At 73.0% G+C, this 12667-nt stretch carries 16 protein-coding genes; 11 read left to right on the top strand and 5 right to left on the bottom strand.

Annotation, left to right across the window (positions count from 1 at the left end):
• Positions 1 to 55: 55 nt before the first annotated feature.
• From pgsA to ME121_RS08570, 3 genes are all read left to right on the top strand, one after another.
• Positions 56 to 655, top strand: a complete 600-nt coding sequence (pgsA, locus tag ME121_RS08580) for a CDP-diacylglycerol--glycerol-3-phosphate 3-phosphatidyltransferase (protein ID WP_012322295.1) — start codon at positions 56 to 58, stop codon at positions 653 to 655.
• Positions 656 to 709: 54 nt separating this feature from the next.
• A complete protein-coding gene (gene moaD / locus ME121_RS08575; RefSeq protein WP_029357972.1) occupies positions 710 to 961 on the top strand; it encodes a molybdopterin converting factor subunit 1 in 252 nt (83 codons plus the stop codon).
• 215 nt (positions 962 to 1176) lie between these two features.
• Entirely contained in the window at positions 1177 to 1407 is a 231-nt protein-coding gene (locus ME121_RS08570) for a hypothetical protein (RefSeq protein WP_012322293.1), read from the top strand.
• A gap of 72 nt (positions 1408 to 1479) precedes the next feature.
• Here the strand turns inward: ME121_RS08570 and xylB are convergent, their stop codons facing one another.
• Complete coding sequence (gene xylB / locus ME121_RS08565; RefSeq protein WP_058606422.1) at positions 1480 to 2256, bottom strand: D-xylose 1-dehydrogenase; 777 nt, start codon at positions 2254 to 2256, stop codon at positions 1480 to 1482.
• Between the two features lie 150 nt (positions 2257 to 2406).
• Between xylB and ME121_RS08560 the strand changes: the two genes are divergently transcribed.
• On the top strand, positions 2407 to 2820 hold the full coding sequence (locus tag ME121_RS08560; protein ID WP_012322291.1) for a flagellar biosynthesis repressor FlbT: 414 nt from the start codon (positions 2407 to 2409) through the stop codon (positions 2818 to 2820).
• A gap of 15 nt (positions 2821 to 2835) precedes the next feature.
• Here the strand turns inward: ME121_RS08560 and flaF are convergent, their stop codons facing one another.
• Positions 2836 to 3207 (bottom strand): flagellar biosynthesis regulator FlaF, encoded by a 372-nt coding sequence (gene flaF / locus ME121_RS08555; RefSeq protein ID WP_012322290.1) that lies wholly within the window; start codon positions 3205 to 3207, stop codon positions 2836 to 2838.
• Between the two features lie 168 nt (positions 3208 to 3375).
• Here flaF and ME121_RS08550 point away from each other — a divergent pair, with 168 nt between their 5' ends.
• Positions 3376 to 3618: a hypothetical protein gene (locus tag ME121_RS08550; RefSeq protein WP_024828112.1), complete on the top strand. Its 243-nt coding sequence runs from the start codon at positions 3376 to 3378 to the stop codon at positions 3616 to 3618.
• Here ME121_RS08550 and ME121_RS33460 read toward each other — a convergent pair whose 3' ends face one another.
• The 3 genes from ME121_RS33460 to ME121_RS08540 all read right to left on the bottom strand — a co-directional run bounded on the left by ME121_RS33460 (position 3619) and on the right by ME121_RS08540 (position 4807).
• Complete coding sequence (locus ME121_RS33460) at positions 3619 to 3756, bottom strand: hypothetical protein (RefSeq protein WP_012322288.1); 138 nt, start codon at positions 3754 to 3756, stop codon at positions 3619 to 3621.
• A gap of 88 nt (positions 3757 to 3844) precedes the next feature.
• Positions 3845 to 4168 carry a hypothetical protein gene (locus ME121_RS08545; protein ID WP_024828113.1) on the bottom strand — a complete coding sequence of 108 codons (324 nt, stop codon included), beginning with the start codon at positions 4166 to 4168 and terminating at the stop codon, positions 3845 to 3847.
• Positions 4169 to 4297: 129 nt separating this feature from the next.
• Positions 4298 to 4807 (bottom strand): metallophosphoesterase, encoded by a 510-nt coding sequence (locus tag ME121_RS08540; RefSeq protein ID WP_012322286.1) that lies wholly within the window; start codon positions 4805 to 4807, stop codon positions 4298 to 4300.
• Positions 4808 to 5031: 224 nt separating this feature from the next.
• On the opposite strand from ME121_RS08540, the gene ME121_RS08535 reads away from it, so the two are divergent.
• From ME121_RS08535 to ME121_RS08510, 6 genes are all read left to right on the top strand, one after another.
• Positions 5032 to 5751, top strand: coding sequence for a cytochrome c biogenesis CcdA family protein (locus ME121_RS08535; protein ID WP_029357966.1), 720 nt, complete (start codon positions 5032 to 5034; stop codon positions 5749 to 5751).
• Positions 5752 to 5791: 40 nt separating this feature from the next.
• A complete protein-coding gene (gene selD / locus ME121_RS08530) occupies positions 5792 to 6838 on the top strand; it encodes a selenide, water dikinase SelD (RefSeq protein ID WP_012322284.1) in 1047 nt (348 codons plus the stop codon).
• A 104-nt stretch (positions 6839 to 6942) separates the two neighbouring features.
• Complete coding sequence (locus ME121_RS08525; protein WP_058606419.1) at positions 6943 to 8931, top strand: glycosyltransferase; 1989 nt, start codon at positions 6943 to 6945, stop codon at positions 8929 to 8931.
• Positions 8928 to 10055: a glycosyltransferase gene (locus ME121_RS08520; RefSeq protein ID WP_053621195.1), complete on the top strand. Its 1128-nt coding sequence runs from the start codon at positions 8928 to 8930 to the stop codon at positions 10053 to 10055. The genes ME121_RS08525 and ME121_RS08520 overlap by 4 nt, the downstream gene beginning before the upstream one ends.
• 280 nt (positions 10056 to 10335) lie before the next feature.
• Positions 10336 to 11811 (top strand): GumC family protein, encoded by a 1476-nt coding sequence (locus ME121_RS08515; RefSeq protein WP_012322281.1) that lies wholly within the window; start codon positions 10336 to 10338, stop codon positions 11809 to 11811.
• A complete protein-coding gene (locus ME121_RS08510) occupies positions 11804 to 12667 on the top strand; it encodes a WecB/TagA/CpsF family glycosyltransferase (RefSeq protein ID WP_012322280.1) in 864 nt (287 codons plus the stop codon). Before ME121_RS08515 ends, ME121_RS08510 begins: the two co-directional genes overlap by 8 nt.

The raw sequence follows: 12667 nt of genomic DNA, 5'->3' as shown, positions 1-12667 counted from the left end.
CGAGGCAGACTCAGAGGCGTTGACGCCCGGGCCCCGCTCTGATTTCACCCCTGCGATGAACGCCGTCCTTCCCCGACGACGGTCGCCGGCCTGGACGCTCGCGAATTGCCTGACCTACGGGCGCCTCGTTGCCGTGCCGGTGATGGTCGCGCTGCTGTTCTGGCCCGAATCCCACACGGCGCGGTGGACGGCGCTGGGGGTGTTCGTCGCGGCCGCGATCACCGACTATCTCGACGGCTACGTCGCCCGCACCTACCACCAGAGCTCGGCGCTCGGCCGGATGCTCGATCCGATCGCCGACAAGCTCCTCGTCTCGGCCTGCCTGCTGATGCTGGCGGCGGACCACACCATCGTCGGCTCGAACATCTGGGCGGCGATCGTGATCCTGTGCCGCGAGGTGCTGGTCTCCGGCCTGCGCGAGTATCTGGCGGAGCTGAAGGTCGGCGTGCCGGTCAGTCGGATCGCCAAGTGGAAGACCACCGTGCAGCTCCTGGCGCTCGGCTTCCTGGTGGCCGGCCCGGCGGGCGAGACGGTGCTCCCGGGAACCGAGGCGATCGGCCTGACGCTCCTGTGGCTCGCCGCCGCGCTCACGCTGTGGACCGGCTGGGACTACATGCGGGCCGGGATCAAGCACGTCATCGACGATCCGCGCTGACGGATCCGCCTCCGGGACGCGCGGTCCCTGCCCTGTCTCCGGTACGGTGATGCGATGAAGCTCGTCTATTTCGCCTGGGTCCGCGAGCGGATCGGCCGCTCCGAGGAGGAGCTGGCGCCGCCGCCGGAGGTCGCCACCGTCGCCGATCTGGTCGGGTGGCTCCGGGGCCGCGGCGAGGAGTACGCCTACGCCTTCGAGGATCCGGGCGTCGTCCGCGCCGCGATCGACCGGGCCCATGCCAAGCCGGACGCGCCGATCGCGGGTGCCCGCGAGATCGCCTTCTTCCCGCCGATGACGGGCGGCTGAGAACCGGCCGCGCCGCGCACGTAGTCCGCCGGGGTTGCAACGGGTCGGCTTCCGCGGACATTGGCGCCGTCGCTCCGGCTGCCCGTCAGCCGAACGGCGCGCGGGCCGAGCCGAGTTTTTTACGGGTTCGGCCCGCCTCGGGACGCCACAATCCGCGGAACGCCCAAGCTGGCATTGCCGTTACCCGCTACCGAAATCGGTATTGGAGTTTCAGCATGCGCATGACCTTGCTCGCGACCGCCGCCCTGTTGAGCCTCGGCGCCGCCGCGCAGGCCCAGACCACCGTCATCGAGCGCGACCGACCGGCCGTCGTCGTCGATCGCCCGGCGAGCGAGTCGAAGTCCGTGACCGTCCATGACCACGGCGACGGCTGCGTCACCAAGACGGTGCGCAAGGAGAACGACATGGGCGATACGAAGACCGTGAAGAAAGAGAGCTGCGACTGAGGCACGCGAGCGGGTCGGGCCGGAGCGCGGTCCCGCGCGCCCAGCCCGGCCAGGCCCCTGCGCGTCTTCGGTTCAGCGCCAGCCCGCGTCGATGAAGTACGGGTGGCCGGTGCACATGCGTGCGTCGTCCGAGGCCAGGAACAGGACCAGCGCGGCGACGTCGGCCGGCTGGATCCGCCCGTCCAGGCATTGCGCGGCGACGATCTCCGCCTCGCCCTCCGGCGCGTACCATCGCTCCTGGCGGGGCGTCTGAACGTTGCCGGGCACGACCGTCGCCACCCGGATGTTGTCGCGACCGAGGTCGCGGGCCAGGGCGCGTGTCATCCCCTCGATCGCCGCCTTGGCGGTCTGGTAGAGCGGCATCTCCCTGAGCCCGAGATGCCAGCTGATCGATCCGAAGTTGAGGATCACGCCGCCGCCGGCGCGCTGCATGGCCGGGACCGCCGCCTGGGCGGCGAAGAACAGGTGGCGCAGGTTCACCGCCATCCGGTCGTCCCAGTAGGCGGGCGTCACGTCCGCGAGGGCGTGGCGGTCGTCGTTGCCGGCATTGTTGATCAGGACGTCGAGCCCGCCCAGGGCCGCGTCGGCCTCGGCGACCAGCGCGCGGACCGCGTCGACATCGGTCAGGTCGCAGCGCCGGTAGAGCGGGGCGTGCGCGGCGCCGGGCCCGAGACGGGCCACCACGGCGCGGGCCGCATCGTCCGCGATATCGCAGAACAGGACGCGGGCCCCCTGCCCGACGAAGGCCTCGACCAGCCCCGCGCCGATGCCCGAGGCGCCGCCGGTCACGAGGACGCGCTTGCCGGCGAGGCTCGGATACCGCGCGCGCTGATCCGGCTGCGCCGCCATCGGACCTCCTCGAGGTTTTAAGGTAGACCGGAACTTGTCTGAGTTTACCACGGTGGCCGGCCGCCGCAACGGTGGCGGGGCCGCCTGAGATTCGCGAAACGTTAACGGTTCGCGAATGACATCGTCGGGTCTTCTAGAAAGGAACACCCGATGCCCCTGCGTCTGGAACTCAAGCCGTTCGAGCGGCTGATCATCAACGGCGCGCTGCTGCGCAACGGCGACCGCCGCTCGACCTTCCTGATCGAGACGCAGTGCAAGTTCCTGCGCGAGAGCGAGATCATCACGGAGAGCGAGGCCGACACGGCCTGCAAGCGTCTCCACCTGACGCTGACGGTCATCTACCTCGCCGACGACCCCACACAGAGCATCGACCTGTTCTTCCGGCAAGCCACCGACCTGCTCGGGCTGGCGCCGGCCGCGGCCGGGCAGATCGCCGCGATCGCGCAGGCCGTCGAGGCCGGCGAGTATTACCGATCGCTCAAGCTGAGCCGCAAGCTCGTCGAGTGGGAGGCCGCCGGCTCGGCATCGCAGGCCGTCGTGCCGGACCAGGCGGCCGCTCCCTGATGGGAGAGCCCGGCCTCAGCCGGGATTGCCCTGAAGACCGGCGGCGATGTGATTGTTGATCGACACCAGCGTGGCGATCTTCTCGGGCGTCGGCGCGATCATGGTGTCGATGCAGCTCTGGAGCACGAACACGCCCAGGCGGCCGACGCCCTGCTTCACGTCGGCGGGGAGCGGGTTCACGTCGGACGTCGCCTCGGAGGTCAGCAGCGTCCAGACCCGCTGGTTGAACGTCAGGGCCTCGTTGATGCGTCCGGCATCGCCGCTGGCGAGCCCCTGACTGGCGCCGATGAGCTTCTGTGCGGCCTTCAGCAGCACGGCGGATTCGGCCTCGCGGGGCGACAGCGCGCTGTGGGAAGTCTTGGCGTAGGCGTTGGCGGCGTAGTTCATCGGCGGTCCAGCCCCGTCGTCGGGCCTGCCACTGAGGCAAGCTAGCGCGTAGCTGTCGCAGACCAGGAGTTAAAAGCGCGTGAGCACCGCGTCCGCCATGATCCCGCCGGGTTGGTTATCGACGACGCTCTGCGGCCGAAAGAAACCGGCCCCCGGATCCCGACCCCGATGTTGAATTTCGTTCTCGGAACTGTTGCCGGCGGCCTGATCGCCTGCGTGCTGACCATCGCGGCGGCGCGGCAGCCCGAAGTTCAGTCCCGACTCGGTCTGATACCGGCGGCGCCCGCGACGCTGGCGGCCGTCACGAAGCCGGTCGAGCACGATTGCGGACGACGGACGGAGCCGGCCCCGAAGATCGGCTCCCAGGAGATGCTGTTCAACCGCCAGAGGTTTTGGTCGGTCGCGCCGTAATCAGAACGTGCCGATCAGCATCAGCAGCATCGTCGTGGCGACGGTGGTGCTGACGAAGCCGCAGAGGGCGGCCGCGAAGGACGGACCGGTGCGGGTGACGGCGGGCTCAATGTCGTTCGGGAGCGTGGCGGGGGTCATCGGCGCAGAACCTTCTCGGCGACCAGCGTCGCGCGTGTCGCGGTGATGCTTCAGGAACGGGACGTCCGAGGTGCGATCGCGCACCCGGTCAGTCGCAGCGGTTGATTTTCTTGGCGATCCGCAGACCCCGCAGCTCGCTGCGGAGATCGATGGCCACGACGCCCTCGCCGCATCGCTCGAACGCGTCGCGGGCATCGTCGTAGCGGTCGCCCACCTCGTCGAGCGTGTCGCAGACGCGGTCGTGGTCGCCCAGGCGGGCTTCCTGACGCGCCTGGAAGCGCAGGGCGTTCGCCTCGTCGACCTTGCGCTGGGCTTCGATGCAGGACGGCAGGGCCGACGCGGCGGAAGTCAGGGCGAGGCCTGCCAGAAGGCTGGCGAGGCAGCGGGTCAGAGTGACCGACTTGGCACTCACGGGAACACTCACACACGGTTTGTGATGGCAGATCCGCGGGCGGGCCTGCCGGGTTTCTCGGAGCGGCTCAGATCCACTCCCTCTCTGTCCGCTGAAACAGTGAAGCTGACGTGAAAGTTCCGCGCCGAATCACGCCTTCCGGCGCAGGCGGGAGGTCAGGATTACCGAGAGTTGCACGGGGGCCGCACCCATCGGATCGACGCCGACATCGTACTGCTTCGGCATCGGCTTGAGCTTGCCGTGGCTGTGGCCGTGGAGGTTGAGAGCCCCCCGGCTCATGCCGTTCCAGGTGCGGAACGCGTAGTGGCAGAGCACCACCATCCGCCCCTCGACGGCGAGTTCCGCGTAGTGCCGCACCGACGCCCAGCCGGGCGCCGTCAGCGTGTCCGGCCCGTCGTTGTTGCCGACGATCAGGTGCTTCTCGCCGTTCAGTCCGGCGAGGATCGCGCGGATCCGGTCGCCGCTCGGTCCGAGGGCGAAATCGCCGAGGTGCCAGACCGTGTCGTCGGGCGAGACCGTCGCGTTCCAGGCCGCGATCAGCCCGGCATCGTGGGCCTCGAGATCCGGATAGGGCCGGTGATCGAAGCGCAGCGCCCGCGGGTCGCCGAAATGGGTGTCGCCCGTGAAGAAGATGGTCACCGCTCTGCTCCGCCATGCCTCTGCGTCTTGCTTCAGCGTCTCGCCCCGGCGCCTCGCCTCGGCGCCTTGCCTCGGCGCCTTGCCTGGCAACGCCGCCGGATTGCCGCCGAAATCGGCCTGCGGCCGCCTTGTTCCCGCGGACCCGCGTCCGCCTGGCGCGTTGACGGCCCGCGCGGCAGGGTCGAAGCCTCCCCCGGCGAGGCGCCAGCGGGAGGGCACGGGGCATGCTGGGAACGGTGGGATTCGCGTTCCTGGCCGGCCTGCTCTCGGTGCTCTCGCCCTGCGTGCTGCCGCTGATCCCCATCGTGCTCGGGACGGCGGCAGCCGAGCATCGCCTCGGTCCGGTCGCGCTGGCAGCCGGCCTCGCCGTCGCCTTCACCGCCATCGGGCTGTTCGTCGCGACGATCGGCTTCACCGTCGGGCTGGACGGCGACGTGTTCCGGCGCGCCGGCGCGGTGCTCTTGGTGCTCCTGGGCGCGGTGCTGATGCTGCCGCGACTCCAGGCCCGGGTCGCGACGGCGGCCAGCCCGATCGGCGCCTGGGCGGAGGACCGCTTCGGCGGCGCCGGCTCCGGGGGTGTGTCCGGCCAGTTCGCCGTGGGGCTGCTGCTCGGCGCGGCCTGGAGTCCCTGCGTGGGCCCGACCCTGGGCGCGGCCTCGCTGATGGCGGCGCGGGGCGAGCGTCTCGGGGGTGTCGCCCTGACCATGCTGGCCTTCGGGATCGGCGCCGCGGCCCCGCTGATGCTCCTCGGATTCGTCTCCCGCGAGGCGCTGCTGCGCTGGCGCGGCGGCCTCGCCGCGGCCGGCCGGGCCGCGAAGGCCGCGCTCGGCGCCGTGATGGTCGTGCTCGGCCTGCTGGTGCTGACGGGCCTCGACAAGCGGGTCGAGGCCGCGGCCGTCGCGGCCTCGCCGGACTGGCTCAACGCGCTGACAACGCGCTACTGACCCGGCGAGGCCCCCGGGTTATCCGGAACGGAGTTCAGCCATGAGCGATGCCCCCCGCCTGACCAGTCTCGCCCACGGAGGCGGATGCGGCTGCAAGCTCGACCCGGCCACCCTGCGCCAGCTCCTCGCCCAGCAGCCGGCGGCGGGCCCGTTCGAGCGGCTCCTCGTCGGCAACGAGACCGCGGACGACGCGGCGGTGTGGGAGCTCGAGGACGGCACCTGCCTCATCGCCACCACGGACTTCTTCACCCCGATGGTGGACGACCCCGTCGATTTCGGCCGGATCGCCGCGACGAACGCCATCTCGGACGTCTACGCCATGGGCGGCCGGCCGCTCTTCGCGCTGGCGATCCTCGGGATGCCGCTGGGCAAGATCGACCCGGAGGTGGTCGCGCGGATCCTGCGCGGCGGCGCGGAGCAATGCGCCGAGGCCGGCATCCCGGTGGCGGGCGGCCACTCGATCGACGCGCCCGAGCCGATCTACGGTCTCGCGGTGATCGGGACCTGCCGCCGCGAGGCGGTGCGGCGCAACGCCGACGCGGTGGCCGGCGACGCCGTCCTGCTCACCAAGGCCCTCGGGGTCGGGGTCTACTCGGCGGCGATCAAGCGGGCGACCCTCGACGAGGCCGGCTACCGCGACTTCATCGCGACCACGACGCTGCTCAACCGGATCGGAACCGACCTCGCCGCCGATCCCGCCGTGCACGCCCTCACCGACGTCACCGGCTTCGGCATCCTCGGGCACGGCCTGGAGATCGCCCGCGGCGCCGGCCTCACGCTCGCCCTCGAGGCCGACGCCCTCCCGCTGCTGCCGCAGGCGGAGGCGCTGGCGCGCGCCGGCGCCGTCACCGGCGCCTCGCACCGCAACTGGGCGGCGTTCGGCGAGGCGGTGGACCTGCCCGCCGACCTCCCTGAGTGGCGCCGCCACCTCCTGACCGACCCGCAGACCTCGGGCGGCCTGCTGGTGACCTGCTCGGCCGACCGCGCCGACGCGATCCTGGCGCGCGTCCGGGCGGCCGGTTACCCGGCGGCCGCCCGGATCGGCCGGATCGAGCCCGGCCCGGCACGGATCCGCGTGGCGGCCTGAGGCGCCGCCCGATCCGAGAGGCAATCTTCAACCTTCCCGTCCAATCTGCCGCCCCGCACGAGACCCGAGCCGCCGCCAGAGCCGCCTTGACCGACGCCGCAGACATGTCACCGCCCGCCCACGGCGTCGTCGGCTGGCCGCTCGGGCGCAGCGCCCACGCGCCGTCCCGCCCCGGGTCGCTGCCCGACGGGCGTCCGTGGCCGCGGATCCGCGTCGTGACGGTGGCCCGCGCGGATGCCGCCCTGGCCGGGACCGTGGCGTCGGTTCTGCGCCAGGGCTATCTGGAGGTGCGGCACGACGTGCTGGACCCGACGGCCGGCCGCGCGGCCGCGGCGCGGGTTTTGGCGGATCCCGACCCGGAGCTTCTGTTCTGGCTCCGCGCCGGCGACCTGCTCGCGCCGGGCGCGCTGACCGCCCTGGCGCTGGAGGCCGCGCTCACCGGCGCCCACGCGGTGGCGGGGCTGCGCGTCCTGTTCGACGCCGCCGTCCGCGGCCTCGACGGCCCTGGGGTCGCGGAGGACGCGCAAGGTCCGGTGCCGGCGGCAGACGGCATTCTCTGGCGGCGGGGCGCCCTCGCGGCCGGCGCGCCCCTCGATGCCGACGGCATGCTCGACGCCGCCTCCGCCTGGTCGGCGATTCCCGAGAACCGGCGCAGTCTGATCGGCCGCCCGGTGCTGCTCCGCAGGCTCGACGCGCCGCTGCCCCCGCCCGCCGCCGGCCTGTCGATCGTGTCGCTGACCGGCACCGGCACCCGGGGGGGCGCGGGCGTGGCCCAGCGCCGCCTGGCCGAGGCGCTGACGCTCGCGGGCCATAGGGTCGCGGAGGTGACGCTGAGCGGGCGCCCCGAGGCCGCCGAATGGAGCGACGAGTTCCCGCGGGCCGAGGCCGCGGTCGCGGCGGCCGCCCCCGATCTCGTCCTCGCCGGCAACCTGCACGGCGCCACCCGCAGCCTCGACGTTGTCGGCCGCCTCGCGCGGCGGGTGCCTGTCGGCCTCGTGCTGCACGACCTCTTCCCCCTGACCGGCCGGTGTGCCCACCCCCGCGACTGCGGGCGCGCCGCGTCCGGCTGCGACGCCGCCTGCCCCGGCCCGGACGAGTACCCGGAGCTGGCGCCCGGCCGGATCGCCGGGATGCACGGCCGCAAGCGCGCAGTGCTCGCCGGCGCCTCGCCCGGGTCACCGACCGAGTCCTCCGCGCCCTGGCTGCTGGCCAATTCCGACTGGACGCTGGCGCGGGCCCGCGAACTGGCACCGCCCGGCAGCGTGGTCGAGCCCGTCCGCCTGGCCTTCCCGACCGCCGTGTTCCGGCCGGGCGATCGCGCCGCGCTGCGCCGCACGCTCGGCCTGCCGCCCGACGAGGTCCTGATCCTCGTTTCGTCGGTCATCGTCGACGGGCCCGACAAGGGCTTCGCCGACCTCCGGGCCGCGCTTCAGGCCGTCGCGGGACCTGGCGTCGGCGTGGTGGCGATCGGCCGGCTCGACGACCCGGCCCGGCTCGGCGTCGCGAACCTGTTCGCGCCCGGCCTCATCGCCGACGAGGCGGTCCTGGCCGCGTGGTACGGCGCCTGCGACCTCCACGTCACCGCCAGCCGCCACGAGACCCTCGGGCAGACGCCCATCGAGGCCGGGCTGTGCGGGGTGCCGACGCTCGCCTACCGCACCTCCGGCCTGACCTCCGCGGTGATCGACGGCGTGTCGGGCCGCCTCGTGCCGGTGCGGCCCGGCGCCCTCGCGGAGGCGCTGGCCGCGCTGGTCGGCGACCGCGAGGCCCGCACACGGCTCGGCGCCTTCGCGCGCATCGCCCTGGAGAGCCGCTACAGCCCGGCCGCGTCGGCGCTGTCGCTGGACGCCGTCTTCCGGCGTCGGGGTCTGCCGAGCGCCGCGACGGGCCCGCGCTTCGCCCCCGAGATGCTCGGACACTTCCCGTTCGCGGCGGCCCTGCGGCCGGGCGCGGCCGGCACCGTCCCGACGGTCTCGCGCCCGCTCGTGCGCCGCCTGCGGCGGGCCAAGCAGATGGTCTTCGGGCGGCGGATGCCGCTCCTCGTGCGCCGGTGCCTCTACCTCGCCGGCGCGCTGCGCCGGAGCACGCCGTGACGGCGAGCGGCGCAGATGCGGGCGGCGCGCGGGCGGCGCCGGGGCGGCGGCGGATCTACCTCGATCAGACCCATCTGCGCGACCACGTGACGGGGATCGAGCGGGTCACCCTCGACCTGTTCGCTCCCGACCGGCTCGCCCCGCACGCGGTGCGGCCGGTGACCGCGGGCTCCCTGCCCGGCATGATCGCCGCGCAGCAGCTCGGACTGCCGGCGCGGGCGCTGACGGATCGGGACGCCCTGTTCCTGTTCCCGGGCTTCCCGCCCGGGCCGCTCTGCGCCGTCGCGGCGTCGCGCTGCCTGCTCTACGTCCACGACACCTTCCTGCTCACGCGGAAGGAGGATCTGAGCCTGCGCAGCCGGCTCTACATGAGCCCGAGCTTCGCCCTGGCCCTGCGCTGGTGCCCGAACCTGTTCGTCAACAGCCGCACCACCGGGGCGGACGTGCGCGCGCTCTGTGCCAGGCGCGCCCGCGTCGCGCTGCTGCGGCCGCCCGTCCGCGACGCCTTCGGCCTGGAGGACCTGCCCGGACCGGCGGCCTACGCGCCGGGCCGGACGCTGCGGATCCTGGCCATCGGCACCATCGAGCCGCGCAAGAACTATCCGGCGACCCTCGCGCTGACGGCGGCGCTGATCCGCGCCGGCATCCCGGCGGAACTCCATCTCGTCGGCCGGGTCGGCTGGGGGCGGCACGCCTTCCTGGAGGCACCGCCGCCGTTCCTGCACCGCCACGGATACCTCACCGACGCCGAACTGCGCGCCCTCGCGGGCTCGTGCCACCTGCTGCTCTCCACCTCCAAGGCGGAGGGGCTCGGCCTGCCGCTGCTGGAGGTGCAGCACGGCGGCCTGCCGGTGGTGGCGCCGGACGACCCGGTCTTCCGCGAGGTGCTGGGCGGGTCGGCCCTGCTGATCCGGCCGGAGCAGCCCGACGCGGCCGCGCGCGCCCTCGCCGGGTGGATCCGCGACGGCGCCCTGGCCCGCGCCGCCGGGATGAGTCGGGCCAACGTCGCGCGCTGGAACGCGGCCGCGGCCGAGGACGGGGCGCGCTTCCAGCGCTTCCTGGCCGGCGATCCCGCGGCCTACGATGCGCTGGAGTCAATTGTCGCACACGAGGGCGATGGCTGACGCGGCTTACGTAGTCCCCAACAAATCGGGAACTTTTCACGCCGGATTGTCGTGACAGTTAGGACTGCATCAGTAAGCGATATCTGCCAGCTTCCTGCTGCAGATGCCGCATCGGAGCGACACTACTGGCCCGGTATGTCGATTGCTGGGCTCCCGGAGAAGGCAGCGCCTCGGACGCGCACCTGTTCCAGACCGGCACGGAGCTGGTCAGAAAGGGAACGGGCGAAGAGGCTGGTGACGGGCGGCGGTCTCCGCCGAGGCAGGTCAGGGAGCGGGGCGTATGTTCGACTTCTCGACACGGATGAGCGGCGAGCAGCCCGTCCGGATGGTGCTGCCGCAGGTCGCGCCGCCGACCGATAGCCGCGTGATCCTGCGGCGCCTGTGGCGCGGCAGCGGCTTCATCGTGCTGGGCGGCCTGTTCATGGTCGCGGTGGCGGTGGCGCTCCTCGGCCTGATCCCGCCGCGCTACACGTCGAGCATCCAGGTCCTGGTCGATCCGAGCGACCTGCGCGTCGTCGAGAACGACGTGAACGCGCGCCAGCCCCAGGCCGATAGCGGCGTGTCGATCGCCGAGAGCCAGGTGCGGGTGATCCAGTCGGACAGCGTCCTGCGCCGGGTGATCGCCAAGCTCCACCTCGACCAGGACGACGAGTTCGTCCTGCCGGACGGCAACAACCCGACGCTGACCTGGATCAAGGGCGCGCTGGGCATGCTGCCCCCGCCGGCGAGCCGCGACCCGGTCATCACCGCCCTCGACACGCTGCAGAACCGCCTCACCGTCCGGCGGGCCGAGCGGACCTTCGTGATCGACGTCTCGGTGCAGTCCCGCGATCCCGAGAAGGCCGCCCGCATCGCCAACGCCGTCGGCGACGCCTACTTCGCCGAGGAGGCCGCGGCCCGGACCGAGACCGCGCGGCGCGCCTCCGACGCCCTGGCGGGGCGGCTCAACAGCCTCAAGCGCGACGTCGAGCAGGCCGAGAGCGCCGTGGTGCGCTACCGCGAGGACCACAAGCTCGTGGCCGCCAGCGGCCGCCTGCTCACCGACCAGCAGCTCGGTGACCTGAACCAGCAGCTCGTCACCGCCTCGATCAAGACCGCCGAGGCCAAGTCGCGCCTCGAGCAGGCGCGCCGGATGCGCTCGTCGGATCCCAGCACCGCCCTGCCGGAGATGCTGCAGAGCCTGGAGATGCAGGCCCTGCGGCAGCAATACGCGACGCTGTCCCGCAACACCGCGGAGCTCGCCACCCGCCTCGGCGAGCGCCACCCGGCCATGGCCGAGCAGTACGCCCAGCAGCGCGACCTCCAGCGCCTGATCCAGCGCGAGAAGGAGCGGATCATCGAGACGACCCAGAAGGATTACGACCGCGCCGCCGCGAGCGAGGCGGCGATCCGGGCCAATCTCGACCGGGTGAAGAACGAGACCGCGTCCAGCGACCGGGCCTATGTCGGCCTGCGCGAGCTGGAGCGGACCCTCGACGCCCGCCGCGGCATCTACGAGGCCTACCTGAAGCGCGCCCGCGAGGCGAGCGAGCAGGAGCGGCTCAACACCACCAACGTCCGGATCATCTCGGCCGCGGTGCCGGCGCGCCAGCGGACCTTCCCGCCCTCGCCCAAGATCGTCCTGCCGGTGGCGCTGGTCCTCGGCCTGCTGCTCGGCGGCGGCATCGCCCTGCTGCTGGGCGCCGACAGCGACCGGCGCCGCAGCCTGCGCGCCGCTACCCGGCCGGCCGCGAGCTTCCGGGCCGCCGATGCGTGACAGCGGTGAGATCAGCCTCTACCTGGGCGCTATGGATCCGGTCCTCAGAGAGGCACACACGGTGAGCGCCCCGGCCTCCGCGGCGTCCGGGTCGCCGCAGACAGGCGCGACCGTCGAACTCTTCGGGCACCGGTTTCACACCGGTCCGGCCGCGGCCCTCGTGGCCGCCGTCGCGGCCCGGCGAGACGGCCGGCCGCGCATGATCGTCACGGCGAACGTCGATCACATCGTCCAGCTCAGCGAGAACGCGCCGTTCCGCGAGGCCTACGCCCGCGCCGCGGCCAGGACCCTCGACGGGATGCCGCTGGTCTGGCTGGCCCGGAAGGCGTGCGGCCGGCCCGTGCACCGGATCACCGGCCACGATCTTCTGGGCTGCGTCCTGGCCGATCCGCCGGCCTTCGCGCAGCGGGTCTTCTTCGTCTCGGCCCGCCAGGATGCGGCGGACGCGCTGGCGACCCGGCTGCAGGCGGCGGGGCTTCCGGCCGGCGCCGTGGCGAGCGCCGTGCCGCCCTTCGGCTTCGAGCACGACGCGGCCTACAGCCGCGCCCTGGCCGAGCGGATCCGCGCCCACGGGACGACGCTGCTGGTGATGGGGGTCGGGGCGCCCAAATCCGAGATCTGGGTGGATCGTCACGGGCAGACGCTCGGCGAGCCGGTGGTCTTCTGCGTCGGCGACGCCCTCAACGTCGCCGCCGGTTTCCTGCCGCGCGCGCCGCGGCTGATGCAGCGCCTCGGCCTCGAGTGGATCTACCGGTTCCTTCAGGCGCCGCGCAGGCTGTTCCGGCGCTACTTCATCAAATCCTGGCGCTTCATCGGCCTCGCCGCGCGGGACCAGCTCCGGCGGCGCCCCGGCTGA

It is taken from the genome of Methylobacterium sp. ME121 (genome assembly GCF_000974725.1).
GTDB lineage: Bacteria > Pseudomonadota > Alphaproteobacteria > Rhizobiales > Beijerinckiaceae > Methylobacterium > Methylobacterium radiotolerans.
Note: the sequence above shows the minus strand (reverse complement) of the source record. Positions and strands in the feature narration are given on the sequence as shown.

Excerpts from the sequence above, each read along its gene's own strand:
- xylB (WP_058606422.1), bottom strand. The coding sequence starts at position 2,256 with ATGGCGGCGCAGCCGGATCAGCGCGCGCGGTATCCGAGCCTCGCCGGC.
- moaD (WP_029357972.1), top strand. The coding sequence starts at position 710 with ATGAAGCTCGTCTATTTCGCCTGGGTCCGCGAGCGGATCGGCCGCTCC.
- pgsA (WP_012322295.1), top strand. The coding sequence starts at position 56 with ATGAACGCCGTCCTTCCCCGACGACGGTCGCCGGCCTGGACGCTCGCG.
- ME121_RS08525 (WP_058606419.1), top strand. The coding sequence starts at position 6,943 with ATGTCACCGCCCGCCCACGGCGTCGTCGGCTGGCCGCTCGGGCGCAGC.
- ME121_RS08535 (WP_029357966.1), top strand. The coding sequence starts at position 5,032 with ATGCTGGGAACGGTGGGATTCGCGTTCCTGGCCGGCCTGCTCTCGGTG.
- ME121_RS08515 (WP_012322281.1), top strand. The coding sequence starts at position 10,336 with ATGTTCGACTTCTCGACACGGATGAGCGGCGAGCAGCCCGTCCGGATG.
- flaF (WP_012322290.1), bottom strand. The coding sequence starts at position 3,207 with ATGAACTACGCCGCCAACGCCTACGCCAAGACTTCCCACAGCGCGCTG.
- ME121_RS08570 (WP_012322293.1), top strand. The coding sequence starts at position 1,177 with ATGCGCATGACCTTGCTCGCGACCGCCGCCCTGTTGAGCCTCGGCGCC.
- ME121_RS08510 (WP_012322280.1), top strand. The coding sequence starts at position 11,804 with ATGCGTGACAGCGGTGAGATCAGCCTCTACCTGGGCGCTATGGATCCG.
- ME121_RS08550 (WP_024828112.1), top strand. The coding sequence starts at position 3,376 with ATGTTGAATTTCGTTCTCGGAACTGTTGCCGGCGGCCTGATCGCCTGC.
- ME121_RS33460 (WP_012322288.1), bottom strand. The coding sequence starts at position 3,756 with ATGACCCCCGCCACGCTCCCGAACGACATTGAGCCCGCCGTCACCCGC.
- ME121_RS08560 (WP_012322291.1), top strand. The coding sequence starts at position 2,407 with ATGCCCCTGCGTCTGGAACTCAAGCCGTTCGAGCGGCTGATCATCAAC.
- selD (WP_012322284.1), top strand. The coding sequence starts at position 5,792 with ATGAGCGATGCCCCCCGCCTGACCAGTCTCGCCCACGGAGGCGGATGC.